General features: G+C 61.9%; 25 protein-coding genes. 10 read left to right on the top strand and 15 right to left on the bottom strand.

Annotated features, from left to right (window positions below):
- Positions 1–446 precede the first annotated feature (446 nt).
- A complete protein-coding gene (locus tag AD664_RS21350; protein WP_053149435.1) occupies positions 447–908 on the bottom strand; it encodes a transposase in 462 nt (153 codons plus the stop codon).
- A 361-nt stretch (positions 909–1269) separates the two neighbouring features.
- Between AD664_RS21350 and AD664_RS21345 the strand changes: the two genes are divergently transcribed.
- Positions 1270–4377: a transglycosylase domain-containing protein gene (locus tag AD664_RS21345; protein ID WP_053149432.1), complete on the top strand. Its 3108-nt coding sequence runs from the start codon at positions 1270–1272 to the stop codon at positions 4375–4377.
- A 12-nt stretch (positions 4378–4389) separates the two neighbouring features.
- Here the strand turns inward: AD664_RS21345 and AD664_RS21340 are convergent, their stop codons facing one another.
- From AD664_RS21340 to AD664_RS21305, 8 genes are all read right to left on the bottom strand, one after another.
- Entirely contained in the window at positions 4390–4884 is a 495-nt protein-coding gene (locus AD664_RS21340) for a CS1 type fimbrial major subunit (protein ID WP_053149429.1), read from the bottom strand.
- 36 nt (positions 4885–4920) lie between these two features.
- Positions 4921–5415, bottom strand: a complete 495-nt coding sequence (locus tag AD664_RS21335; RefSeq protein ID WP_053149426.1) for a CS1 type fimbrial major subunit — start codon at positions 5413–5415, stop codon at positions 4921–4923.
- Between the two features lie 302 nt (positions 5416–5717).
- Positions 5718–6200, bottom strand: a complete 483-nt coding sequence (locus tag AD664_RS21330) for a CS1 type fimbrial major subunit (RefSeq protein WP_053149421.1) — start codon at positions 6198–6200, stop codon at positions 5718–5720.
- Between the two features lie 42 nt (positions 6201–6242).
- Complete coding sequence (locus tag AD664_RS21325; protein ID WP_053149479.1) at positions 6243–6986, bottom strand: pilus assembly protein; 744 nt, start codon at positions 6984–6986, stop codon at positions 6243–6245.
- A 58-nt stretch (positions 6987–7044) separates the two neighbouring features.
- Complete coding sequence (locus AD664_RS21320; RefSeq protein WP_053149417.1) at positions 7045–8289, bottom strand: hypothetical protein; 1245 nt, start codon at positions 8287–8289, stop codon at positions 7045–7047.
- Between the two features lie 42 nt (positions 8290–8331).
- A complete protein-coding gene (locus AD664_RS21315; protein WP_053149414.1) occupies positions 8332–9588 on the bottom strand; it encodes a hypothetical protein in 1257 nt (418 codons plus the stop codon).
- 93 nt (positions 9589–9681) lie between these two features.
- The gene (locus AD664_RS21310) at positions 9682–12216 is read right to left on the bottom strand and encodes a CS1-pili formation C-terminal domain-containing protein (RefSeq protein ID WP_053149412.1); all 2535 of its coding nucleotides are present in this window, start codon (positions 12214–12216) and stop codon (positions 9682–9684) included.
- 121 nt (positions 12217–12337) lie between these two features.
- A complete protein-coding gene (locus tag AD664_RS21305; protein WP_042731173.1) occupies positions 12338–12823 on the bottom strand; it encodes a CS1 type fimbrial major subunit in 486 nt (161 codons plus the stop codon).
- Between the two features lie 420 nt (positions 12824–13243).
- Between AD664_RS21305 and AD664_RS21300 the strand changes: the two genes are divergently transcribed.
- The 4 genes from AD664_RS21300 to purT all read left to right on the top strand — a co-directional run bounded on the left by AD664_RS21300 (position 13244) and on the right by purT (position 16600).
- Positions 13244–13825: a PadR family transcriptional regulator gene (locus AD664_RS21300; protein WP_053149410.1), complete on the top strand. Its 582-nt coding sequence runs from the start codon at positions 13244–13246 to the stop codon at positions 13823–13825.
- The gene (locus tag AD664_RS21295; RefSeq protein ID WP_053149408.1) at positions 13818–14603 is read left to right on the top strand and encodes a siderophore-interacting protein; all 786 of its coding nucleotides are present in this window, start codon (positions 13818–13820) and stop codon (positions 14601–14603) included. The genes AD664_RS21300 and AD664_RS21295 overlap by 8 nt, the downstream gene beginning before the upstream one ends.
- A gap of 246 nt (positions 14604–14849) precedes the next feature.
- A complete protein-coding gene (locus tag AD664_RS21290; RefSeq protein ID WP_042730941.1) occupies positions 14850–15317 on the top strand; it encodes a VUT family protein in 468 nt (155 codons plus the stop codon).
- A 101-nt stretch (positions 15318–15418) separates the two neighbouring features.
- Complete coding sequence (gene purT, locus AD664_RS21285; protein ID WP_053149405.1) at positions 15419–16600, top strand: formate-dependent phosphoribosylglycinamide formyltransferase; 1182 nt, start codon at positions 15419–15421, stop codon at positions 16598–16600.
- 253 nt (positions 16601–16853) lie between these two features.
- On the opposite strand, the gene AD664_RS21280 is transcribed toward purT, so the two are convergent.
- Positions 16854–19268, bottom strand: a complete 2415-nt coding sequence (locus AD664_RS21280) for a glucose/quinate/shikimate family membrane-bound PQQ-dependent dehydrogenase (protein ID WP_053149403.1) — start codon at positions 19266–19268, stop codon at positions 16854–16856.
- Between the two features lie 497 nt (positions 19269–19765).
- Here AD664_RS21280 and AD664_RS21270 point away from each other — a divergent pair, with 497 nt between their 5' ends.
- On the top strand, positions 19766–19996 hold the full coding sequence (locus tag AD664_RS21270; RefSeq protein ID WP_042730938.1) for a VF530 family DNA-binding protein: 231 nt from the start codon (positions 19766–19768) through the stop codon (positions 19994–19996).
- A gap of 3 nt (positions 19997–19999) precedes the next feature.
- Positions 20000–20659: a Pr6Pr family membrane protein gene (locus AD664_RS21265; protein WP_053149397.1), complete on the top strand. Its 660-nt coding sequence runs from the start codon at positions 20000–20002 to the stop codon at positions 20657–20659.
- A gap of 174 nt (positions 20660–20833) precedes the next feature.
- Here AD664_RS21265 and AD664_RS21260 read toward each other — a convergent pair whose 3' ends face one another.
- Genes AD664_RS21260 through AD664_RS21250 form a run of 3 tightly spaced genes read right to left on the bottom strand, consistent with a single transcriptional unit; the run spans position 20834 to position 22180 of the window.
- The gene (locus AD664_RS21260) at positions 20834–21043 is read right to left on the bottom strand and encodes a DUF1289 domain-containing protein (protein WP_053149394.1); all 210 of its coding nucleotides are present in this window, start codon (positions 21041–21043) and stop codon (positions 20834–20836) included.
- On the bottom strand, positions 21040–21564 hold the full coding sequence (locus AD664_RS21255; RefSeq protein WP_053149391.1) for a gamma carbonic anhydrase family protein: 525 nt from the start codon (positions 21562–21564) through the stop codon (positions 21040–21042). The genes AD664_RS21260 and AD664_RS21255 overlap by 4 nt, the downstream gene beginning before the upstream one ends.
- 16 nt (positions 21565–21580) lie before the next feature.
- Positions 21581–22180, bottom strand: a complete 600-nt coding sequence (locus AD664_RS21250; protein ID WP_047737096.1) for a CoA pyrophosphatase — start codon at positions 22178–22180, stop codon at positions 21581–21583.
- A 146-nt stretch (positions 22181–22326) separates the two neighbouring features.
- On the opposite strand from AD664_RS21250, the gene AD664_RS21245 reads away from it, so the two are divergent.
- The 3 genes from AD664_RS21245 to AD664_RS21235 all read left to right on the top strand — a co-directional run bounded on the left by AD664_RS21245 (position 22327) and on the right by AD664_RS21235 (position 25004).
- The gene (locus tag AD664_RS21245) at positions 22327–22878 is read left to right on the top strand and encodes an NUDIX hydrolase (RefSeq protein WP_042730933.1); all 552 of its coding nucleotides are present in this window, start codon (positions 22327–22329) and stop codon (positions 22876–22878) included.
- Positions 22879–22901: 23 nt separating this feature from the next.
- Positions 22902–23408: a murein L,D-transpeptidase family protein gene (locus AD664_RS21240; protein WP_042730932.1), complete on the top strand. Its 507-nt coding sequence runs from the start codon at positions 22902–22904 to the stop codon at positions 23406–23408.
- A gap of 513 nt (positions 23409–23921) precedes the next feature.
- Positions 23922–25004: a hypothetical protein gene (locus AD664_RS21235; protein ID WP_157061587.1), complete on the top strand. Its 1083-nt coding sequence runs from the start codon at positions 23922–23924 to the stop codon at positions 25002–25004.
- A gap of 115 nt (positions 25005–25119) precedes the next feature.
- Here the strand turns inward: AD664_RS21235 and AD664_RS28260 are convergent, their stop codons facing one another.
- Both AD664_RS28260 and AD664_RS21230 read right to left on the bottom strand, forming a co-directional pair.
- Positions 25120–25203 carry a hypothetical protein gene (locus AD664_RS28260; protein ID WP_371260979.1) on the bottom strand — a complete coding sequence of 28 codons (84 nt, stop codon included), beginning with the start codon at positions 25201–25203 and terminating at the stop codon, positions 25120–25122.
- Between the two features lie 369 nt (positions 25204–25572).
- Positions 25573–25884, bottom strand: a complete 312-nt coding sequence (locus tag AD664_RS21230; RefSeq protein ID WP_053149384.1) for a YqfO family protein — start codon at positions 25882–25884, stop codon at positions 25573–25575.
- Between the last annotated feature and the right edge of the window lie 4 nt (positions 25885–25888).

Below are 25888 nucleotides of genomic sequence, written 5' to 3'. Positions count from 1 at the left end.
AAGCCTGCCACCTTGCCGAAACCGGGCCTGTCTTGTGGACAGGCCGTCCTGTGGAACAGCCTCAGGATCAGCGGGCCATGCAGTATAAAAAGCCTGGGATAGAGAGTTTCACTGTAAAACCTGGAAAATACAGGGATAAGCCTCAATAGAACCCCGGTTTTTGGGGATGGATTAACTGAGATTACTGTAAATTCCACATCGACAGCCAGTATTGCGCAGGAGGGTGCCGCGTCATGCCTAGGCCACAGGGCGAAGGCTTTAAAATAAGGCTTACAAACACACCCCCTGTGGCGAGGGAGCTTGCTCCCGCTCGGCTGCGAAGCAGACGCAACGTCTGTCGGTCCGGACATTACCCAACAGGCAAACAAAGCGAGGGCGGCTTCGCCACCCAGCGGGAGCAAGCTCCCTCGCCACAAGAGCGGGTCAGCCCCCAGAACCAACACTGATCAGAGCCAGGCCGCGTCCCACAGCGGGTAATCGCCGATACGCTCCACCAACCTGGCACGAAGAGGATTGCCGATGATATAGCGAGCAAACGGCAGCAGGTCCTGGCTATCACGGAGCGCCCGGTCGTGAAAGCCGCTTTGCCAGAACGCACCGCTTCTATTCATCGCTCGGTTGACGGCAAGGGTGCTACGGGATTTAACCGCTTGCATCACTTGAGCGAGCGGGACTTCCTCCAACTGCACCAACCAATGCAGATGATCGGGCATCACGACCCAGGCGAGCGAGGTAACCTGGCCTCGCTCATGAGCGTGACGCATTTCTGCAACCACTAAGCGACCCAGTTCCCAGTTTCGGAAAACAGGCGCACGGTCGTGAACGACCGTCGTGATGAGGTAACCGCGTCCACGCTCCGAGAAGCGGCCATGACGTAGTCGATGAGAGTTTGGACGTAGAGGACGCACTCCTTCGCTTCCCGTGATTTAGGGACTGATCACGGTAGCTTTACCCACGACAATCCGGCGCGCTGATTACAGAGCGAAATGTCCGAAAACAATGTAGTACCTGTGGCGAGGGAGCTTGCTCCCGCTCGGCTGCGCAGCAGACGCAACGTTTGTCGGTCCGGACATTCCCCAACTGGCAAACAAAGCGAGGGCGGCTTCGCCACCCAGCGGGAGCAAGCTCCCTCGCCACAAAAGCCCGTCGCTCAAAACACACGATTGGCCCTTGGGCGATGCATACCCGGCAATTTCCCCTCCCCCCACGCCAACCACCGTCTAAGCTTCAAGCAAGTCCGATCAATCTGCTTAATTGGATCAGTCGACTATGGGCGCTTTATGGCATACCGATTCGAACAAACCTATGGTCCCGACTGAACGTATGGAAGACGCGCCCTCACCCCAAAAAAAGCCCCGTGTACGGCATGGCTGGCGGGCGTTCTGGTTGTTGTTGCTGATCATCGTGGTGGTGGTCGGGTTGGCGGTGGCCAAGGAAATGCGCACCTCGCGGTTTCAGGCCCGGGAAATCAGCAAGTACGCCGACTCCCTTTCCTATTCGGTTCAACCTGGCCCCAGCGATGCCATCGTCTATCCCGGCGCGGGTCCGTTCGACCGGCGCCTGGGCTACAGCTCGCTGGGCGAGTTCCTGCCGCGGTTGCTCAAGCGCGACTACGTGATCCAGGCCCAGGCGCGCTTTTCACCGGCCCTGATGGACTACGTCGACAAAGGCCTGTTCGTGCCCTACACGGAGAAGATCCAGGCCGGGCTGACCATCACCGATTGCCGCGCCGCGCCGGTGTACCAGTTCAAGTACCCGCAGCAGTTGTACGGCAGTTTCGACGCGATTCCGCCGGTGGTGGTGCAAAGCCTGCTGTTCATCGAGAACCGCTTCCTGCTCGACCCGCAGCAGCCCTTGGCCAACCCGGCGGTGGACTGGCCGCGCTTCGCCATGGCGGCGTGGTCGCAGGTGGCCAAGCTGCTGAGCTTGCCGGGGCAGTCCGCCGGGGGCAGCACGCTGGCGACGCAGTTGGAAAAATACCGCCACTCCCCTGAAGGACTCACCGTGTCGGGCGCGGAGAAAATCCGCCAGATGATCTCCGCCAGCGTGCGCGCCTACCAGGGCGGCCCGCAAACCCTCGAAGCGCGGCAGCGGGTGATCCGTGACTACCTCAACAGCGTGCCGCTCTCGGCCGTCCCGGGGCACGGTGAAGTGCATGGCATGGCCGAAGGTTTGCGGGTCTGGTACGGCGCCGATTTCAACCGGGCCAACGAACGCCTGTTCAGCACCGCCACCGACCCACAGACGCTGGCCGAAAAAGGCCTGGCGCTGCGGGAAATGCTGTCGTTGATGATCGCCCAGCGCCGCCCTTCCCATTACCTGACCAAGGGTCACGACGAACTGGCGCGCCTGACCGACAGCCACATCCGCCTGCTGGCCCAGAACGGCGTGATCGACGCAGACCTGTCCGCTGCCGCCCTGGCGAGCAAGGTCAGCTACCGCGACTGGGTGCAACAACCGACGATCCAGCCCAACGAGACCAACAAAGGCATCAGCGCCGCCCGCAGTCGCCTCGCCACGCTGCTCGACCGCCCACTCTATGACCTCGACCGCCTGGACCTGTCCGCCACCAGCACCTTGCAAAGCGACTTGCAGGCCCAAGCCACCCAGTACCTCAAGCGCCTGGCCGACCCGGCGTTCGCGGCCGAGATCGGCCTCATGGGCGAGCGCCTGCTGACCCCCACCAGCACCGCCCAGGTGCGCTACAGCTTCACCCTGCTGGAACTGACCCCGGACGGCTCGCGGGTGCGGGTGCAGACCGACAGCACCGACCAGCCCTTCGACATCAATGAAGGCAGCAAGCTGGAGCTGGGCTCCACCGCCAAACTGCGGGTGCTCACCACCTACCTGCAGATCATCGCCGAGCTGCACGATCGCTACGCCCAAAAGACCCCGGCGGAGCTGAGAAAAACCGACATCGCCGAGCAGGACCGCCTGTCCCGCTGGGCCGTCGACTACCTGAGCCAGAACAGCGACCGCAGCCTGCCGAAAATGCTCGAAGCGGCCCTGGACCGTACCTATTCGGCCAGCCCCGGCGAGGCGTTCTTCACCGGCGGCGGGCTGCACACCTTCCACAACTTTCGCAACGAGGACAACGGCCGCAACCCCACCCTGCGCGACGCCCTGCGCGAATCGATCAACCTGCCGTTCATCCGCCTGATGCGCGACCTGGTGCGCTATGCCACCTACGCCAGCCCCAGCAACAGCGCCGAGTTGCTCAAGGACGACAGCGACCCGCGCCGCCAGGAATACCTGGCCCAGTTCGCCGACCGCGAAGGCACCTCGTTCCTGCTCAGGTTCTGGAAGAAATACCAGAAGAAAGACACCGGTGAACGCCTGGAAACCTTCCTCGACAGCATGCACCCCACGGCAATCCGCCTGGCCGCCGTGCACCGCTATTTCTTTCCCGGTGACAGCCAGGAGAGTTTCAACCTGTTCGTGCGTTCACACCTCAAGTCGGTCAAGAGCAGCGAGAAACTCACCGACGAACGCCTGGAGCGGCTCTACCAGAGCTATGGCCCCGGCGCCTACGACCTGCCGGACCAGGGCTTCATCGCCAAGGTCCACCCTCTGGATCTGTGGTTGATGGGTTACCTGTTGAACAACCCTGACGCCAAGTTCAGCCAGATCGTCAAGGCCAGCGAATTCGAGCGCCAGGAGGTCTACAGCTGGTTGTTCAAGAGCCGGCACAAGAGCGCCCGCGACAGTCGCATTCGCACCATGCTCGAGATCGAAGCCTTCCTGGATATCCACCAGCGCTGGCAGAAAGTCGGCTATCCGTTCGACCACCTGGTGCCGTCACTGGCGACCGCCATCGGCAGCTCCGGCGACCGCCCGGCGGCCTTGGCCGAACTGGTGGGCACCATCCTCAACGACGGCATCCGCCAACCAGCGCTGCGGGTCGACAGCCTGGATTTCGCGGTGGGCACGCCGTATGAAACCCGACTGGTCAGCGACCCGGACAACGGCAAGCGGGTGATGCCAGTGGACGTGGCCCGGGCCCTGCGCGGGGCATTGTCCCAGGTGGTGGATGCCGGCACTGCGAAACGGGTGGCCGGCAGTTTCAAGCTGGACGACGGCACGCCACTGGCCATGGGCGGCAAGACCGGCACCGGCGACAACCGCATCGAAGCCATCGGCGCCGGTGGGCGCATCCTCAGCTCCAAGTCGATCAATCGCACGGCCACCTTCGTCTTCTACATCGGCGACAGCCATTTCGGCACCCTCACCGCCTATGTCCCGGGGGCATCGGCGCAGAACTTCAGGTTCACCTCGGCCTTGCCGGTACAGGTACTCAAGGGCATGGCACCGTTCCTCTCGCCTTACTTGCAGCCGGGCAGTCATACCCAGTGCAAGCCGTTGGTGGCGCGCCAGTGACGGGCGCGCGGATTACGGGTTCACCCGCGGCACGGCGTCGAAGATCACCGTGAAATCGGCATTGAACACACCTGTCTGTCCGGGCAGAGGCAAGGCCGAAGCCCTGATGACCATGTCGGCCTGGGTACCTGGCGTCGACGTGGGGTCGTCCACCACCTCCTGGGGCGAGGCGGTCAAGGTGACGTTGTTGAAGCGCACCAGCAGCGGAATGGCGCTGCTGCCGTTGGTCAACGCAGGCTGGCCAGCCGGCAGGTACGCATGCACCGACCCGTCGGTGTTCTTCACATCAAAGGTCTGGCGTATCGTACTGAACTGACTCGTCACCGGGTCGTAATGCATGACCTCATCCTTGCCGAACTCCGGATCCCGGGGCTGCACATGGAACTGTTGGGTGGGAATGTTTGCCGTGATGTGAATCGGCGAACGGGCATCATCGGCCGCGTGCAGCGGCGAAACGCTCGAGGCAACAAGGGCCAGAGCCATTGCAAAGACCTTTTTATTGAACATGGCAAATACCTTTTAGCCGTAGAGAAACTGGGTGGGTCAGGCGGAGATCCGCGGCACGGCGTCGTAGATCACCGTAAAGTCGCCGGTGTAGAAGCCCGGCCTGCGCTGGACCGGCATCGCATCGGCAGAGATGGTCATTTCGACCTGGGTGCCGGGCGTGGAGGACGCATCGTCCACCACTTCCCGCGGCAAGCCGTCCAGACGGACTTCGTTGAACCGGACCCTCAACGGGATCCTGGTATTGCCGTTGGACAGGAACGCCGCGCCGCCCTCGATGTAGGCGTGGATCGAACCCTCGGTGTTCTTCACATCGAAGATCTGGCGCAAGATGCCCAGGTCGTCGTTCAAGGGGTTGTAATGCATGACCTCGTGCTTGCCGAACTCCGGGTCCCGTGGCTGGACATGGAATTGCTGGGTGGGAATGTTCGTCTTGATATGAATGGCTGAACGCGCATCATCGGCCCCGAGTGCCAGCGACGGACTCATGGTCGCGGCGCCCAGGGCCATGACGGATATACATTTCTTCAACATGCTTGCTACCTTTTTTCATCGTTGTTTTTAAAGAAGCATCCATGCCATCACTGCCAACCGTGGCAACGGAGCGGTGTCGAGTGCCCTTTTTCGTGATGCCCTCGCATTCGTGGCGAGGGAGCTTGCTCCCGCTGGGGGGCGCAGCCGCCCCCGCTCTTCTCCTGAAACACCGCGTTCTTCGGATACGTTGCGTCTGCTGCGCAGCCGAGCGGGAGCAAGCTCCCTCGCCACAGGCGATCGGTGCTGCTTCAAATGATCTGCATCACAGGGTTTTGTGTTGTTTCGATGATCTTTATCCAGTGCTATGGCGCCGTGGCGTCGAACACCATGTGCACCGTGCCGTAGTAGTCGCCAGGCTTGTAGTCGTCATCGGGCTTGATGGCGGCGATTTCCAGGGGAACCTGACGGCCCGGGCGAGCTTCGGTGGCCGAGACCACCAGGGCGGAATCCAGGGTCAGTTCGACGCCGTTGAAGCGCACCCGTAAGTCGATGCGGTCGCGGCCATTGGACAGGTAGGCCTCTTCCCCGAGGCGCGCGCCAATGGAGCCGTTGCTGTTCTTCACCTCATAAATGGCCCGCAACGGGCTCAGGTCCGAGGTGATGGTGCTGAACGGCAGCCGTTGTTCTCGCTGGACCAACTGCGGGTCGAGGGGCAACACATAGAAGTCGGCCGTCGGGATGGTCACGTAGAGTTCGAACGTCTCCCGCTCGACAGCCCCCCAGGTCGAAGACCAGGGCATGACCAGGGCGGTCAATGCGAGGGGGCGTAGCCGTGTCTTGATCATTTTGATTTACCTCTTGCGTCAACGACGGTTCGGCGACAGCCGTCAGCCCTTGATCTCGACGTTCTGGGTCTTGCTGCCTTCGATCAGGGTGAAGCGGTACTCACGTCCCGCCTCCTTGTCGAACGCGAACGTGCGGCCCTTCATGACGTGATGCTTGGTGGTCGGTCGGCATTCGTTTTCTTTCTTCGCTTCGCAGTCCTTGAACTCGTCGATCACCACCACGCTGTTGCCGTTGTTGCGCAACTGGTAGCGGGTGGCGCTGTGATCGATCACGGTGTCGAAACGGGTGTCCTTGGGCCGCACGAAAAACACCGTGCCGTACCCAGCCAACACCTTGACCCCAGCGGCCACGCGCTCTTTCTTATAGGCTTCGCGTTCCTCGGCGCTGACGGCGAATTCGTCTTCCGCTTCCGGCACCACCGGCACGAAACGCACGCGGAAGTAACGCTCCTTGTCGCGGTTGCCCATGAACAGCAACCGCGTGCCCTGCACACCGTTGGCCGGCACGATCAGGCGCGCCGGGCTGGCCATCAGACCGTCCCTGGCCTGGGCACTGGTCTGGTTCTGCAGCGGCACCTCGCTGTAGGTGCCGTCCTCGTTGTAGATGATCTCCAGGATGTTCACCTTGACGAAGGCCGTCGACGTCCCGCCGTTGAACACCCGTTTCATGTAGGTGGTCTTGTTGCCGTCCAGGTAGTCGTAGACCACCCCGACGCCGATCTGCGGACTGGCCTGGGCCACGCCGCAAAACAGGGAAAACCCCACCCATGCCCATAGTTGTTTCATCACTTGCTTGACCTCATGCATTAAACGCAACTCACAAAAAATTTAGCCGGCAGGCCATTCAGACTTCCGAATCCCAGATGACCGTGACACTGCCGGAGTAAGCCTTGGCGCCGGTGTCCAGCATCTGCTCGACGCTGCCCTGGGCCACTTCGAAATGCAGCATCCCGGACCGACGATCGACGTAAACACTTGGCTGGAACAGCTCGGTCCCGCTGCCATCACGCAACAGCGGACGTCGGTCGACCGGTTGGCCGCCCGCGTCTGCCAAGCCTTCGGGCAGGCTCACGCGCACATCCACCGGCACCGCATGACCGGTAGCGGCTTCACTGATCGCGCAGGTGTTGCCGCTGACGTATTGGCATTCGAGCCCCATCTTGAAACGCGAAGAAGTCGAGATATGAAAGCGCTGGTCGCGAAACAGCCGCGTCGGTTTGCGCCCGCTGTTCAGCCATGCCTGCCAACCTTCCTGGGGCACCAGCTCCACCCGATTGCCGCCGGGAGGCACCTCCACCTTGAGATTGTGCTCGACGTCGAGCTTGAAATTGAGGGTGATCACCGATTCGTTGGGGATCATCAGGTCACCGAAGTCGAAGTCCTGCCCCGGGCCGATGCTGTAGACCAGGGAGCCGGTGTATTGGCCGGAAGACATCTTCAAAGGATTGGGCGTACGCAGTTCATAGCCGAAGTTCATGGAGGTGTATTCCATGCCCGGAATCAGGTAACGGGCTCTTTTGGCACAGTTGCCTTCGACCGGGGTTTTCCAGAAGAAAAAGTAGGCGCGGTCGTTCAAACCCGACTCACTGCTGGACCGACAAGGTGCAGGGGCGTACTTCCAGGTCGAACCCCACAACATCGCATGAGCGGTTCCCATGTCCACGCCGCCTCCGACCAGATCGATCACGCTGACAGGCAGGAAGTACATCGAGCCGATGCCGGCGATGCGCACCTGGACGATCTCAGTCTCGCCCGTGCCGGTGTGGGTGACTTGTGCCAGACGCCAGTTGGCGGGCACATGGAATATCGCCCCTTGCCGCAGGTCCGCATGATTGGCTTGGATGGGGGCGTTGGAATACGAGTTGATGTTCCATTGCAGGCTGGACATGTTCTCCCTTTCACAATCGGCCGGGTAAAACGCGCAGTAACCCGAGACCGGTGTGGTGTTGCGAAAGGTGTTCTCGTTGGGTTTCGAGGGGTCGGGCCTGAAGACGGCGGTGATCTCCTTGCTCACGCCATGGGCCGCCGATGTGCCGGCCAACGCCAAAACCCAAACCATGCCACGCACTGCTATTGGTAGACCTTTCATCAATCACCGTCCTTTCGCCTCAGGCTGGACAATCCATGCCCCTTAAACTTCCGAATCCCAGATCACCGTGACGTTGCCGGTGTAGGCTTTCGCGCCGCTGTCGAGCATGTCCTCGACACTGCTGCGAGCCACTTCGAAATGCAGCATTCCCGGCCTGCGGTCGACATACAGTCCCGGCTGGAAGAGCTCGGTACCACTGCCATCGCGCAGCAATCGGCGACGGTTGACCGGTTGCCCCCCGGCATCCGTCAAGCCATCGGGCAGGGTCACGCTGACGTCCACCGGCACGGCGTGGCCGGTGTCGGTTTCGGACATCGCGCAGGTGTTGCCGCTGATGTACTGGCATTCGATTGCCATCTTGAAACGCGAAGAAGCGGAAATATGGAAGCGTTGGTCGCGGAACAGCCGCGTAGGCTTGCGCCCGCTGTTGAGCCAGGACTGCCAGCCTTCCTGGGGCACCAGTTCCACGCGATTGCCGCCGGGAGGAACTTCGACCTTGAGGGTGTGTTCGACAGTCAGCTTGAAATCGAAGGTCAATATCGGATCGGAGGGGATCATGATATCGCCCATGTCCAGATCCTGACCCGGCCCGATGCCGTAGGTCAAAGAGCCCGTGTACAGGCCACTCGACATTTTCAAGGGATTCGGGGTGCGCAATTCGTAAGCAAAATCCAAATAGTCGTAGACCAGGCTAGGGATCAAAAAACTGCTCTTTTTGGAGCAAGCCGCTTCGACTGGAGTCTTCCAAAAAAACATATAAGTCGTCGCGTTTAGGCCCCCATGCCCGGTATACCTGCAAGGAGTCGGTGGGTTCACCCAGCTATGCCCATAGCCCCCCCATAACCGGTTATGTGCCAGCGTGAGGTCTATGCTTGGATTACCTATCAGTTCGAGCACGCTCATCGGAAGTCGATATCTCGAGCCAATTCCTGAAAAGCGCACTTCGACAGTTTCGGTTTCACCTGTAACAGCATGAGTCACTTGTGCAGGACGCCAATTGGCGGGCACCTTGAACGTTGCCCCCTGTCGGTAGTCGGTGTGGTTGGCCTGGATAGGACCGACCGAACTGAAGCGGATAGGCAACTGGATGCTGAACATCTTCGAGGATGCGCAATCGGCCGGATAGGCTGTGCAGTAACCACTGACCGGAGTGGTATTGGTAAATTGATTCAGGTTGGGCTTCGAAGCATCCGGCCTGAATATCGCAGTGATATCCCGGCTTACGGCATTGGCAGCAGGCACGCAGGCAAGCAACAACATCGAGACGATGCTGCTCACAGCCACCGGTAAACATTTCATCTATACAACCTCATCCATCAAAGCGAATCCCTGCAAGTTGGGGGAAGAATCCTCGCGCGGGGAGCGCCCTGCTCTCCCGCGCCACATGAGGATTCAGGAGCGCTGCCGGTCGTTGTGGGCCGCCGCCAGCGAGCTATCGGCCAGGCTGTCCGGCGTGCAGCGCAGGTCGCCGATCATCAGCACATCGCCTTCGTTGCTGGCGTTTTCCGGGTCGAGGCGGAAGCGGCAGAACAGCTCGTTGCCGTAGCGCACTTCCAGGGTCGGCGAGGCGGCATTCATCTCCATTGAGAAGAACCCGTCCGCCTCGCTCACACCGCGGCTGGCGTGATTGATCACGTGATGGCCCTTGAGCGGCTCGCCCTGTTCGTCCAGCAGGCGCCCGAGCACGGTCACGGTTTTCATCACACTGATCTTGCGGTAATCCACGCCGCCCTTGTTCAGGTGATAGCGGGTGCGTGCCGGCTCGATGCTCGCCGCCGGTGGGTGCACGCCCTCGAAGTCGAAGGTCACCATGCTGTTGCGGTAGGCGGTGATCGGTACGAAGTTGCGGCCCGGGTGCAACGTGGTGGAGCCACCGGTCAGGTCGTCGGCGCGCAGGATGATGTCGTCCAGGTCGGTTTCCACGTCGACGATCATCCCCGCGCCACGGCCCTGGGGCAGGCCGGTGAAGACGGCTTTCTGGCCGCCGATGGCCACCGTGCTGCTCAGGTTCAGGCCACCGGTGAGGTTGTCGTTATAGGAAGAGCGCTGCAGGAAGCCGTCGCCGTAGAGCGATTCGGTGCTGAAGCTGGCGATGCCGGACAGGCCCACGCCATAGGTGTCGGCCAGGGCCGTGGCGGAGACGTTTTGCAGCACATGATCCTCAAGGTCCCGGCGATAGGTCAGCGATGCATTGTTGTCCCGGTCGCCCTCGCGGGAAGTGCGGGTGCCGATGCTGCCCGACCAGTATTCGCCCGGCCCGCCCAGGGCGACGCTGACGCTCAGGTCCACGCCGCGATTGCGCCGGTCATTGGTACTCGACGTGCCAGGGCGGTCGAACACCGACAGCCGCCAGTTGGCGTCGCTGCCACGCAGCTTGCCGCGCTGGGTCCAACCCAGGTCCAGGCCCGTGCCTTGGACGTTGCCTTCGCTGTAGGCCAGCCGCCCGTTGATCGAGGACTTGCTGCTCAAGCGGTGATTGACCGACAGCGAGGAATTGCTGGTCTGGCCGACGTACACGTTGCGCTGGCGAATGCGGGTGCCATCCGGCAGGGTTTCGTAGGTGTTGCGGGTGTCCAGCCAACTGCGGTTGTGGCTGGCGACGACGCTACCCAAGCCATAGCTGTACAGGGCCTGCACGTCCATGCCGTTGCCGTACTGCTCGGTGTGGTAAACGTTGGCGTACAGGCTGGTGTGGGAGGCCAGTGTCCAATCTATCGACGTGCCGACCTGCAGCTTGTCCTGCACCTGGCGCGTGGAACCCCCGACGATCACCCGTGGGTGCAGCAGGTAGTTGACGCCAACCCCCGCGGTCGTGAACCCCGAGGGCTGGTCTTCCCAGTTGCTCCAGAGCCGGGTCTCGCGGCCGGCGAACAGGTTGTAGCGCCAGCGCTCTTCGGTGCTGCTCCAATTATTCGGCTTGTAGACCAGCTCCTGGCTGGTGGCGGTGGTTTGCCCGTCCTCGATCAGCCGCACTTCCACTTCGTAGATCCCGCCGGGCAACGGACGAGTGTCCAGGCTTTGCAAGCCGGCGCTGACGGCCTGGCTGTTGATCAGCAGGCCGTTGCGATAGATCTCCACCGACGCCTGGCGGCTGGCGGTGACGTAAATGGGGTAGACGCTGGGCTTGGGGTTGTCGATCACCAGGCTGTCGGAGCTACCGTACATCACGCCCAGGGCGGTGTCCGGGTTGGCGCCGAACGAACGGATCTGCCGGTTCAAGCCATCAGAGCTGGGGGTGAAATACCCCAGGCGGAAAAAATGCCCTTCCAGTTCACGTTGGGTGAACAGTTCATAGACGGCGTGGTAGAGCTTGTCGTCCGGCCCACCCAGGCGCGAGAGCTGGAGGTCCAGGGACTGGCTCCAGTTGCCGACGCTGGAACTGGCGTTGAGGCCATAGCGGCCGCCGGTGTCCTGTTGCTGGCCACCGTTGAGATTGAGCTGGTTGTTGAAGATCAGCCCGAGGCTGCCGTCCTGGGGCTGGTCGTGATAACGCTGGGTGTGGGTACCGCGTTCGACATCGCGCGTGAGGATCGATACCAGCGAGTTCTCAAGACTGTAGTGCACGGCCAGCAAGCCGCCGGTGCAGTTTTGTTCACAAGCGCCCAGCCGTTGCCCTTGCTTGAGCGTCTGCTCCCACTGGTCCCGCTCCACGGCCTTGACCGTGCTGTCGTGAGTGTCGGTGAATTCCAGCAGGGTAATGCGATCGTCCCGCGTCAAGACCACCATGGCTTCACCGAGGTACTGCTGATTGAGCTCAATACGAACCGCCAGGGGCACGTCGAAGAAGTGGGCTTCAAATTCCGCCGGAAGGCCCTTGGCCTGGGACAGCAGGCTAGTCGGTGTGGTACCGGGGGCAGTCGGCGCGGCCAATGCGCTGGCGCACAACAGCAGCGCGAACGCACCCGCGATGGGTGTCATCGGAAACATCAACGGACTCTCATAATCAGCGAGCTTTCTGGGCGTTTCGGGGTGGGTCGACCGGTCGGGGAGAACCGGTCGACCTGCTGCTGCCCTGGGACGAGGTGGGGATCACCGGGCAGCGGGGGCCTTACGGGCGCGGCACGGCGTCGAAAATGACGGTCATGTCGGCGGTGTACAGGCCGTTCTGGGTCGCCAGCGGCTTGGCTGCGGTGATGGTCATCTCAGCCTGGGTGCCCGGGGTGGAGGTGGCGTCGTCGACCACTTCCTGGGACAGGGCGGTCAGGGTGATGCCATTGAAGGTGGTGGTCAGGGCGATGGCATCGCTGCCGTTGTACAGCGAAGCCGGGCCGCCTTCGATGTAGGCATTGACCGAACCTTCGGTGTTCTTCACGTCATAGGTCTGGCGCAGCGACGTCAGCGTACCGCTGACCGTGTTGTAGTTCATGGTTTCGTCCTTACCCCAGTTCCCGTCGCGCGGTTGTACATGGAACTGCTGGGTCGGGATGTTCGCGGTGATGTGGATGGCCGAACGTGCATCATCCAGAGCGAAAGCCAGCGAAGAACTCAGGGCCGCAGCAGTCAGGGAAGCGGCGGTTACGATTTTCATGAGCATGGGTTAACACCTGTTCATAGCAATAAAGAGAGAAGGGTTGAAGTGGCAGGCCAAATACACCTTGGCATGCCCCCTCAACGCCGCTGCATGATCGTCGCTCTTTAATTAAAAATAAGCAGGAAAGTTCGCACAGTCATGTAGTAAATCGCGCATGCGAAAGAGCGAAAAAGACGCAACTTTCGATAAAGCGTAACTTTTAATGTAAGAGGCTTCCCACATTCCCAAGAGCCACAGGGGAAAAGGCTCGCAGACACTTTCGATTCATCCCGCAACCATGGGGGATTCAGGTAAGGTCTTATTTCACTTAGTGTAGGACGCAACTAAGATATATCGCCGAGACAAGATATATCTATAGGCGAAGATATATCTGAAATCAAAGATATATCTCGGTTCTATTGATGCCGAACAGAGAGCAGAAAGATGACAGCCCCTTACTTCCCCTCCCCTCGCGACCAGGGTCATCACGATGGCTTCGAACGGCGCTCGCCCGGCCGCGAACGCGGCGGGCGCGGCCCACGGATGTTCGCGGCCGGCGAGTTGAAATTGCTGTTGCTGGCGTTGATCGCCGAAAAGCCTTGCCACGGCTATGAGTTGATTCGCCAGATCGAGTCCATGTTCGACGGCGCCTACACCCCCAGCCCCGGCGTGATCTACCCGACGCTGACACAGCTGGAAATGGGTAAGATGGTCCTGCGCGACGCCGAGGGCGGAAAAAAATGTTACAGCGCCACCGACGCCGGACGTCTATTCCTTCGAGACCAGGCCGAGGCGCTGGACGGTGTGCGGGTACGCATCGAGGCCAGCAAGCGTGTCCTGCGCGAGCAAGGGCGGCCGGCGGAAATCCACGAAGCGGTGGTCAACTTGCGTCGCGCGCTGCAGATGCACCAGGCGCGCTGGAATCCAGAAGAAATCCTGCGCATCCGCGACCTGCTCAACGAGACTGCCAAAGCCATCATCGACGGCCCCGACCGTCCACCTGTTTCGGAGTCAAGCCATGACTGAAGTCGATCCAACCACCATTCACCGCGTCAACCACGAGATCAAGCGTCGTCGCCTGCAAGTGCTGCGGGTGGTGGACCTGACCCCGCGCATGCGCCGCATCACCGTCGGCGGGCCGGAACTGGCAGGCTTCGTCAGCCTGGGCACGGACGATCACGTGAAGCTGTTTTTCCCGCAGGACGCCGCGCAGCACGCCGCCCTGGAGCACTTCGACCCCAGCGCCGGCAAAGGGCAGGCGGCAATGGCGCCCATGCGCGACTACACCCCGCGCCGCTACGACCTGGACACCCTGGAGCTGGACCTCGACTTCGTCCTGCACGGCGACGGTCCGGCAGCCACCTGGGCGGCCCAGGCCAAGCCGGGGCAATACCTCGACATCGGCGGGCCGCGGGGCTCGATGATCGTGCCGGACATGTTCGACAGTTACCTGTTGGTTGGCGATGAAACCGCCCTGCCCGCCATCGCCCGCCGCCTCGAAGGCCTGGCGCCGAACCGCCGGGCCCTGGTGGTGGTGGAAGTGGAGAATGGCGCCGAGCAGCAAGTGCTGCAAAGCCCGGCGCAGGTCCATGTGATCTGGGTGCTGCGCGAAGGCCGCCAGGACAATCTGGTGACCACGGTCAGGCAACTGGAAGTCCCCGCCGGCAAGCTGTACGCCTGGGTCGCCACCGAAAGCAAAGTGTCGCGGCGCATTCGCAAGGTATTGCTGGAAGAGAAAGGCCTGGACCCGGATTACGTCAAGGCCGTGGGCTACTGGAAGGCGGACGATGGCGACGAGGAGTGAATGCACTTGTGCCCCGTGGCGAGGGAGCTTGCTCCCGCTGGGGCGCGCAGCGGCCCCTGGTAATCGTTGTCAGGAAGCCTGGATGGGGCTGCTGCGCAGCCCAGCGGGAGCAAGCTCCCTCGCCACAGATAAATCCCTTCTCCACAGATAAATCTTCTCACCACAGATAAATCCCCCTCCACCGATAAATCGCTTCGCCACCGGTTTATCATTCGCCTTCGAATATCGGCTGAACCGGGTCCCCCCATGCTTTTCCTGCTCGCCTACATCAGCAGCGTCGTGCTGATCAACTACGCCTTTTCCGCCGCGCCGCACCTGGACATCATCTGGTCGGCCTGGGGTGGGCTGGTGTTTATCCTGCGGGACATGGTGCAGACCCGCTTCGGTCACGGCGCCATCGTCGCGATGCTGGCGGCGCTGGTGTTGTCCTATGTCACCTCGGACCCAACCATCGCCCTGGCCAGCGCCACGGCCTTCGCAGTATCCGAGTGCATCGACTGGCTGGTGTTCACCATCACCCGGCGCCCGCTGCATGATCGGCTGTGGATCAGCTCGGCCTTGAGCATTCCCCTGGACACCTTCATCTTCTTCGGCCTGATCGATGCCCTGACGCCGGGCGTGGTCGGGACCGCCCTGGCCTCCAAGTTCGCCGGGGTCACGGCGGTCTGGCTGATCATGGCCTGGCGTTTACGCAAACAGGCCGTCGCCAGCTGAAGCCAAAACCTGCGGTTCATGTAAAATGCCGCGCTTTCTCCCACGGGAAGCTCGCCCGGCGCGCGACCCTCGACGATCCGCTCCTGCTTGAGGACTTTCAGATGACCCGTATCGGTACTCCATTGTCGCCGACCGCGACCCGCGTTTTGTTGTGTGGCAGCGGTGAGCTGGGCAAGGAAGTGGTAATCGAACTGCAGCGCCTGGGCGTCGAAGTGATTGCCGTGGACCGCTATGCCAATGCGCCGGCCATGCAAGTGGCCCATCGCAGCCATGTGATCAACATGCTCGACGGCGCAGCCCTGCGCGCAGTGATCGAGGCCGAGAAGCCGCACTACATCGTGCCGGAAATCGAAGCCATCGCCACCGCCACCCTGGTGGAACTGGAAGCCGAGGGCTTCACGGTGATCCCCACTGCCCGCGCCGCGCAACTGACCATGAACCGCGAAGGCATCCGCCGCCTGGCCGCCGAGGAGCTGGGCCTGCCGACCTCGCCGTACTTCTTCGCCGACACCGTCGAAGACTACCGCAAGGCCGTGCAAAGCCTGGGGTTCCCTTGTGTGGTCAAGCCGGTGATGAGCTCGTCGGGCAAGGGCCAGAGCCTGCTGCGCAGCGATGATGACGTGCAGAAAGCCTGGGACTACGCCCAGGAAGGCGGCCGGGCCGGCAAGGGCCGGGTGATCATCGAAGGCTTCATCGACTTCGACTACGAAATCACCCTGCTCACCGTGCGTCATGCCGGCGGCACCACCTTCTGTGCCCCGGTCGGCCACCGCCAGGAGAAAGGCGACTATCAGGAATCCTGGCAGCCCCAGGCCATGAGCCCGGCAGCCCTGGCCGAATCCGAGCGCGTCGCCAAGGCCGTCACCGAGGCCCTGGGTGGGCGCGGGATGTTTGGCGTCGAGTTGTTCATCAAGGGCGACCAGGTGTGGTTCAGCGAAGTGTCGCCACGGCCACACGACACCGGCCTGGTGACGCTGATTTCCCAGGACCTGTCGCAGTTCGCCCTGCATGCCCGCGCCATCCTCGGCCTGCCGATCCCGCTGATCCGCCAGTTCGGCCCGTCGGCCTCGGCGGTGATCCTGGTGGAAGGCCAGTCGACCCAGACCGCGTTCGCCAACCTCGGCGCCGCCCTGAGCGAGCCTGACACCGCCCTGCGCCTGTTCGGCAAACCGGAGGTCAACGGCCAACGCCGCCTAGGCGTGGCCCTGGCCCGCGACGAATCCATCGACGCCGCCCGCGCCAAGGCGACCCGGGCTTCGCAGGCGGTGAAGATCGAGTTGTAAGCTGGCTGAATGCAAACCTGTGGCGAGGGAGCTTGCTCCCGCTGGGGCGCGCAGCGGCCCTGAAACCCGGCGACGCGGTGGGTCAGGTTGATTGAGTGAGCTTTGAGAGGGGGCTGCTGCGCAGCCCAGCGGGAGCAAGCTCCCTCGCCACAAAAGCTCAACCGCCCAAAGGCCTGCGCTCACCAAAACCCGATGCTGCAAAAAAAGGCGACACCCGTAAAGGTGTCGCCTTTTTCATGTCCGCCGGTCGGGCTTAATCCGGCAGTTTGTAGGCAATCACATAGTCACCCTGCTTGGTGCCCAGGGAGCCGTGGCCACCCGCGACGACCAGCACGTATTGCTTGCCGTCCTTGCCGGTGTAGGTCATCGGCGTGGTCTGGGCGCCGGCTGGCAGGCGACCTTCCCACAGTTGCTTGCCGTTCTTCACGTCATAGGCACGCAGGTACTGGTCGAGGGTGCCGCTCAGGAACGCCAGGCCGCTGGCGGTGGTGAAGGTGCCGCCCAGGCTCGGTACGCCCATGCTCAGCGGGATCGGCACGGGCGAGCTGTCACGCACGGTGCCGTTCTTGTGCTTCCACAGGGTCTTGTGGTTGGTCAGGTCCACCGCCGCCACATAACCCCATGCCGGCGCCTGGCAAGGCAGGCCCATGGGCGAGAGCAGCGCTTCGAGGATCACCCCATACGGCGCGCCCTTGTTCGGCTGCACGCCCTCGGTTTCGCTCTTGCGACCCGGGCCGCCGGCCACTTCCGCCGCCGGGACCAGCTTCGACTTGAACGCCATGTAGCTCGGGTTGACGAAGGCGATCTGACGCACCGGGTCCACCGAGATACCGCCCCAATCGAACACCCCGAAGTTGCCCGGGTACACGATCGAGCCTTGCAGCGACGGCGGGGTGAACATGCCGTCATAGCGCAGCGACTTGAAGTCGATCCGGCAGAGCATCTGGTCGAACGGAGTCACGCCCCACATGTCGCGCTCCTTGAGGACCGGCGGCACGAAGTTCAGGTCGGACATCGGTTGGGTCGGTGAGGTATGGTCGCCTTCCACCGCGCCTTGCGGCACCGGGATCTCCTTGATCGGGATGATCGGCTGGCCGGTGCTGCGGTCCAGCACGTAGATGCTGCCCTGCTTGGTCGAGGCCAGCACGGCCGGCTTCACGCCCTCGGCGGTCTTCATGTCCATTAGGGTCGGCTGGCCGCCCACGTCCATGTCCCACAGGTCGTGGTGAGTGAACTGGAAGTACCAGCGCACCTTGCCGGTGGCGATGTCCAGGGCGGTCAGGCCGGCGGCGTATTTTTCCGATTCCGGGGTGCGCATGCCACCGAACTGGTCGGGGGTCTGGTTGCCCATCGGCAGGTACAGCATGCCGAGTTTTTCATCGACGCTGAACATGGACCACATGTTCGGCGAGTTGCGGGTATAGGTCTGGCCTTCGGCAATCGGCGTGGTGTCGTCCGGGTTGCCGCTGTCCCAGTTCCACACCAGCTTGCCGGTGTGCACGTCATAGGCACGGATCACGCCGCTCGGCTCGTCGGTGGACACGTTGTCAGTAACGTGGCCGCCGATCACTACCAGGTTCTGGGTGACCGCCGATGGCGAAGTGGAATAGTAACCGCCGGCCGTGAAGCCGCCGATGTTGGCGCTCAGGTCGACCTGGCCCTTGTCGCCGAAGTCTTCGCACATCTTGCCGGTGTCGGCATCGAGGGCGATCAGGCGGGTGTCGGCGGTCGGCAGGAAGATCCGGCGCGGGCACACGGCGCTGACTGGCGCAGCGCTGGCAGCGCCAGTGGGGCTCTGTTCGGCGGAGGCGTACGCGGCGTCATCGTGATAGCTCACGCCACGGCAGGTCATGTGCGCCCAACCCTTGAAGTTTTCCGCTTTTTGCGTGGAAAGCTTCGGATCGAAACGCCAGATTTCCTTGCCGGTTTCCGGCTCCAGGGCAATCACCTGGCTGTGGGGCGTGCACACGTAGAGCATGCCGTTGGCCTTGAGCGGAGTGTTTTCAGCGGTGGTCTCGCCCGGGTCGTTCGGCCCTGGCAGGTCGCCGGTGCGATAGGTCCAGGCCGGTACCAGCTTGCTGACGTTCTGCGGGGTGATCTGCGCCAGCGGCGAGTAACGGTCGCCATGGGCGCTGCGGCCATAGGAGTTCCAGTCGCCGTCCGGCATCGCCGGGGCGGTGTTGGTCATGCCTTCTACGGTGTCGCGGTCCAGTTGGCCCTTGATTTCACCCGGGTTGGTGAACTGGCTGGCGAGCGCGGCGATACCGGCGATGATCACGGCCGCACTCAATGCGCGGGTGCCCATGGGCGACGCGTCGGCGGTCAACAACGGACGGCGCACCCATGGCAGCAACATGACGATGCCCAAGGCAAACAACAGGGCCAGACGCGGCACCAGTTGCCACCAGTCCAGGCCCACTTCCCACAGCGCCCACACGGTGCTGGCAAACAGCACCAGCGCGTACAGGCCCAGGGCCGCGCGCCGGGCCATGATCAGCAGCACGCCGGTCAGCGCCAGGCCGATACCCGCCAGCAGGTAATACCATGAGCCGCCAAGCGTGCTCAGCTTGACTCCGCCGGCCAGCAGGGCCAGGCCCATCAATAGAAGCAGAATGCCGAGCAGGCTCGGTAGCAGACGGCTTCGACTCAAAGCACCCTCAGTGCTCATAGTGTGATTCTCCGTGAGGTTTTAAGGAGTCCCGCGCAAAGTGTCACTGTAGATGACGATCCTTTGGGGGCATGGTTCAGTTAAAAGTGTCCGGATGTTACGAGCCCCTGTGGGAGCGGGCTTGCTCGCGAAAGCGGTGAATCAGTCGATTAATGAGGCTGAATATGAAATCGCTTTCGCGAGCAAGCCCGCTCCCACAGAAAAGCAGATCGCCGCGGATGCAGAGATAGCGCTGTCTTTTAAGATTGAAGGCAGAACATCGAGAACAGCGAAAAGGCTCTAGCGCGCCAAAAGAAGCGTTTCAGCAAGCGGCGCAAGGATAATGTTCTGTTACAGATAGAGAAAGTGCTTTTGTTGACATGGATCATCGCGAAATCGGTAACAGTGTACCTCGACAGCTACCGCACGGACGCCCGATGGCGCACGCTAGGCTTCCACCCCACGGGCACCTCGGCTAAGGTGCGCGGCTTTCACCCTTTTCGCGTAAAGGCCTCCCCATGACCGAACCCAACAACAACCCGCTGCACGGCGTGACGCTGGAGCAGATCCTCAACGTCCTGGTGCAGCACTACGAATGGTCCGGGCTGGCCGAGCGCATCGACATCCGCTGCTTCAAGAGCGACCCGAGCATCAAGTCGAGCCTGACCTTCCTGCGCAAGACCCCTTGGGCGCGGGAGAAAGTCGAACGTCTCTACATCAAATTGATGCGCACCAAGCGGCCGGTCTGAGCCATGGGCTCGGATGGGCGCATCGCGCTGCGGCAGCACTTCGTGTCGGTGACGGCGCTGCTGGCCTGGGTGGGGCTGAGCATCCAGTTGTACCTGATCCTGCTGGGGCGCTGGGAACTGGGCGCGAGCCTGTTGGGTGGGCTGGTCAATTGCTTCAGCTTCTTCACCGTGCTGACCAACACCCTGGTGGCCGTGGTGCTGACCTGGGAACAGACCCCACGGCCATCGGCCGTGCGCCGCTGGTTCCTGCGGCCCGCCGTGCGCAGCGGCATCGCCGCCAGCATTGCCCTGGTGAGCCTGGCCTACAACCTGCTGCTGCGGCACCTGTGGCAACCCGAAGGCTGGCAGTTCGTGGTCGACGAGCTGCTGCACGACGTGGTGCCGCTGCTCTACCTGATCTATTGGTGGCAATGGGTGCCCAAGGGCTCGTTGCGCCTGGGCCACATCGGGCTGTGGATCCTCTACCCGCTGGTGTATTTCGCCTACATCTTGTTGCGGGGCAATCTGCTGGCGGCCTATCCCTACCCCTTCATTGATGTGGCCAACCTGGGTTATCCACAGGTGTTCATCAATGCCGGAGGGATATTGGCGGGGTTTGTGGTGATTGCGCTGGGGGTGGTGGGGTTGGATCGGTGGTTGGGGCGTTGCGCTGAACCCAAGTGAACACGCTTTTGTGGCGAGGGAGCTTGCTCCCGCTGGGCCGGGCTGGCGTTCCAGTGCGAAGCAGCCCTAAAATGGACCACCCCGGTGTGTCAGGCAGATTGAGCCGACTGTGTTGGGGCCGCTTCGCAGCCCAGCGGGAGCAAGCTCCCTCGCCACAGGGGGCTGTATTCACATTCAGGATCGTGCGGGCAACATCCACACCAACCCACTGGCCTTCGCCCGCTCGTGACACAACGCCAGGACGCTGCGCCGCTCTTCGTTATCCATCCGGCTCCAGCGGGTGATTTCCGCCACGCTGCGCTGGCAACCGGTGCAGATGTCGTCATCGTCCAGCGCGCAGATGCTCACGCAGGGCGAAGGGACCGGGCGCTCGGACGCGTTCATTGGTCCTGCTCGGACAGGTCGCGAGCGTAGCGCTGGGCGTTGTGCACATAGTGGGCGGCGCTGGCCTCGAGCATTTTCTTCTGGGCCTCGGTCAACTCGCGCACCACCTTGCCGGGCGAGCCCATCACCAGCGAGCCGTCGGGGATCTCCTTGCCCTCGCCGATCAGCGAGTTGGCGCCGATGATGCAATTGCGGCCAATCCTGGCGCCATTGAGGATCACCGCATTGATGCCGATCAGGCTGTAGTCGCCCACCGTGCAACCGTGAAGCATGGCGTTATGGCCGATGGTCACGCCGGTGCCGATGGTCAGCGGGAACCCCATGTCGGTGTGCATCACCGTGCCGTCCTGCACGTTGCTGTTCCGGCCAATCAGGATCAGTTCGTTGTCGCCGCGCAGCACGGCGTTGAACCAGACGTTGACGCCCTCTTCGAGGCGGACCTTGCCCACCAGCGTGGCGTTGGGTGCGACCCAACTGTCGGGATGGGTTTCGACACGGGCATCGCCCAAACGGTATTTCATGGCAATCCTCGGGGCGTCAGGTGTTGATGAAGCTCTTGGGCGGCGTATGCAGGTCGATGCCCGCGTCGTACAGCAGGTTGACCAGCTCGACGATCATGATCGCCGTCAGACCCCAGATCTTGTATTCGCCATAACGGTAACTGGGCGTGTACCAACTGCGGCCCTGGTAGTCGATACGGTGGGTATGTTCGCGGGGATCCTTGCGGAAAAACTCCAACGGCACGCTGAACACCGCGGCGATCTCGGCATCGTTGGCCTGGTACTCGACAAAATCCGGAATCACCCCGACATACGGCGTGACCTTGATCCCATGCAGCGAGATCAGCGGGCTGAGCGGGCCGATCACCTCCACCAGGCCGGGGGGCAGGCCGATTTCCTCCTCGGCTTCGCGCAGGGCGGTGAAGATCAGGTCCGGGTCTTCCGGGTCGCGGCGTCCGCCAGGGAACGCCACTTCGCCGCCGTGGGTCGAGAGCCCACTGGCGCGCAAGGTCAATACCAGCTCCGGCTCGTCACCGCGAGTGATCGGCACCAGCACCGCGGCTTCAGGGAAGCGACGGTCGGCCTGCAGGTCACGCGGGGTATGGTTGCTTACTCGATGCAGTAGCTCGTCCAGCATGAGACTTCTCGATTTATTCGCTACCTTGCATCATGCACCAATCGTTCAAGCGGCCCAACCCCCGACACCGCGTCGTGTCGCGAAACGACAACTTGCCGACCCCGCCCGCGCACGCCAAGATAGGCGCAGCATTCAGGAACCCCAGCATGAAATTCTGCAGCCAGTGCGGTAACCCGGTGACCCAACGCATACCCGAAGGCGACTCGCGCCTGCGGTTTGTCTGCGACACCTGCCACACCATCCATTACCAGAACCCCAACATCGTGGCCGGTTGCGTACCGACCTGGGGCAGTAAAGTCCTGCTGTGCCGGCGCGCCATCGAGCCGCGGCGCGGCTACTGGACGCTGCCGGCGGGTTTCATGGAAAACGGCGAGACCGTCGAACAGGCCGCCGTGCGCGAAACCGCCGAAGAAGCCTGCGCCCGGGTGCGCAACCTGAGCATCTATACGCTGATAGACGTACCGCATATCAGCCAGGTGCATGTATTCTTCCGCGCTGAACTGGTGGACGAGGATTTCGCCGCCGGTCCCGAGAGCCTGGAAGTGCAACTGTTCGAAGAAGCCGACATTCCCTGGGATGAACTGGCGTTTCGCACCGTGGGGCGCACCCTGGAATATTTCTACGCGGACCGTCGCGCCGAGGCCTACCCGGTGCGCAGCGAATCGATCCCGCCGCTGGCTCAACCTGCCAATACCTGAAACCCCATAGGAATACCCTGTCAATGCGCTGGTTGCTTGTGCTGTTCTGCTTGTCGTTCACCGCCCTGTCCCAGGCGTCTGCGCTGGGAACCTACGACGGCAAGCTCATCGAAAAAGTGCTGGTGCTCAAGTCCGCCCATCAATTGCAATTGATCAACGACGGCAAACCGCTCAAGACCTACCGCATTTCATTGGGTAAGGGCGCCAAGAAAGGCCCCAAGCTGATCGAGGGCGACAAGCGCACCCCCGAGGGTTTCTACTGGATCGACTGGCGCAAGACCAGCGATCGCTTTTACCTGTCGATGCACATTTCCTACCCCAACATCAGCGACGCCGCCCGCGCCCGGCGCGAAGGGGTGGAACCGGGGAGCATGATCATGATCCACGGCACGCCGGACACCGAGGAAAACCCTGAAGAACTGTTCCACACCCTGGACTGGACCGACGGCTGCATCGCCATGCGCAACGTCGACATGCGCGAAGTCTGGAACCTGGTGCCCGACGGTACGATGATCGAGATTCGGCCGTAGCACCGCGATGCGAAGGGGCCGGTGGGCGCAGCCATACGCGGAGTGAGCATCCCAGCCTCTAGGAACCCGGCCATGCCGAAGCATGCCCGAATGCATTTGCTCCGTGGGAGCGGGCTCGCCCGCGAAAGCACCCTACCAGCCGACACCCCTTTCCCGGCCATCCCTCAACTCAACAGGCGCAATGCAATCGGGTGCCCCACCGCGCCTGAAACCCTCGATTAAAAGTCATCGCACAACGCTTATCTACTGTCAGAAATAACAGGTAACGGATATTTCCGACCAGTGACGCACACCACCCTGCCCCTGCCATTCCTCGACTATCAGCTTGTTACAAGATCAAGCCATCGAACCCTAATCCTTCATCTATTCTCAGTCTCACGCAGTGAACCGAGGCGCACCCCAGCGGGGTCTTCGCACTGTGCAATCAGCAGTTAAACTGTCAATTCGAAGAATAGGTCGTAATGAAGTATGTGATTCGATTGGCATCCTCGTATCAGGTGAGGTGTCCAAATCATGAGTAGAAGTAACGGTTTCATCCGGGCGACGGCGGTCGCCGTGGTGTTGGCTGGCGCCTGGCAAGCGGGTTCTTATGCGTGGGCGGCAACCCAGGGCTCGGCGCAGAAAGAAGAGCCCTGGTATCAGGCCTGGCTTCAGGTCACGGCAGACCCGAGCGTGGACATCCGTGCGACCACCCCTTCCCTGCGCTGGCGAACCGACATGGACACGCTCTATCGGGGCGACACCACCAGCCAGGGTCTGGAGGCGTTCCAGCAAGGGCTGCTGCCTAAATCCGTCGCCTTCCCCGTAGACACATGGATGTACGACTGGTTTGGTCATGGGGCCGGCGCCCCACGGTCGGTCTACAGCAGTACGACTCGCAGCCAGGAAATCGCACAGAAGTTCGCCAAGGAATGGGTGTTCGAGTTCAAGGCGCCCCACGGTATCGACCAAGTGCAATCGGGTGGCCCCATTCCGGCAGAGGAAGAAATCAGCTACCCAGGGGGGGTCAAAGGGATCTTTATCAAGCAGGCCTGCAAGAAAAACGACCCACGCGACTGCGTTGCGAACCCGAACTACCGCGAGCCCACCGGCCAGGAGACGATGCAGGAGGTTGCCGCGACCCCCATCGATTGGAACAAGCTCGTACCTGTCGAAGGGCTGGCCTGGGTCACGAACAAGCAATCGCTGTGGGCAGTAAGCTCCGTGAAAATCAACCCGGTGCAGGGTGCGGATGCACTGACCCAAGGCTTGCGAAGCTGGAACTCCTTGCCACCGGACCTGCGTTTGGCGAACCACCCGGAATCCACTTTTGCGCGATCTCTCGTCATGGCGTTCCGCGATTATAGCGACGCCAAGATCTGGGCCGTCACGGAAGCCGAAAACGGTGGCTGGGTGTATGAAGTCAGGCCCAACAGCGTTGCAGTGGATCTGTCCGGGCGCTATACCGGCAACCGTGAAGGCGCCTTCGCATTTATCGGCGGCATCAAGGGCGGGTTGTTGATGAATGCGCGGCGATTCGACAAAGGCGTGGGTGAACCGGTCGAGTGCATCGGCATTGAAAAAGAAGTTTGCCGACTCGAGAACGTCCACCAATAGTTTCAAGCCGACGCCACGGGTCCACTTGAGGCCTTGTACGCCCCCCCCGCCCTGCTGTGGCGAGGGGGTCTGCGACCGCTGGGCCAGTCCGACAACGGGGCCGGTGCTTATGGCATCAAACCCGGAGCTCTGCCCGGTCCAGGCATTTGTTCGCCAGCAACGTGCCCAGCTCGATCATCTGCGCCACGCCCAGTGCCACATGGAATTATGGATGTTTCATACATTTTTTGGGGGACATATCCGTTGCTGCGGTAATGGCTGCTGGCGGTTTCGCCCTTACGGCGACTTACTTTCTTTCAAACGCCCCGGAATGCCGGCCCAGAAGAAAGTAAGCAAAGAACGCTGGCCCCACCACTCGGCACCTCGCCTGGGCGAGGTGCCCAGTGGTGGGGCCAAGCCTTTTTTGCTTACTTTTTTTGGCGTCTGAAAAAAAGTAAGCCGCCGTAAGGGCGAAACCGCAAGCAGCCATGACCGCAGCAACGGATATACACCCAAATCTCACCCCCAATAAAAAACCCGCCGATCCACTCAGCGGGTTTTTCATTTAAGCGATTCAAGCGCAGGAAGATCAAAAATCCTCCAACCGCCACACCTCATACGCCGGCGTCTCGTAGGGATGGCTCTGTTTCAAAGCCTCCACTACCCCACGAATCAGCTCATCAGCGACAACCAGCTCCACCTTCCACTCCTCGACCTGCTCAACCTGCCCCGCTTCGCCAATGAACGGCTGGCTGCCGTCCAGGGGGCGGAACTGGCCCAGGCCCAGCACTTGCCAGGCGCAGTGGTCATAGTCGCCGATTCGCCCGCCACCGGCAGCGAATACGGCGCTTTTGACCTCGTCCACATGGCTGGCCGGGACGAAGAAGCAGAGCTTGTACACGCCT

The organism is Pseudomonas sp. P97.38, from assembly GCF_001269745.1.
Taxonomy (GTDB): Bacteria; Pseudomonadota; Gammaproteobacteria; order Pseudomonadales; family Pseudomonadaceae; genus Aquipseudomonas; species Aquipseudomonas chlororaphis_E.
This window is presented reverse-complemented; position numbering and strand designations above follow the sequence as displayed.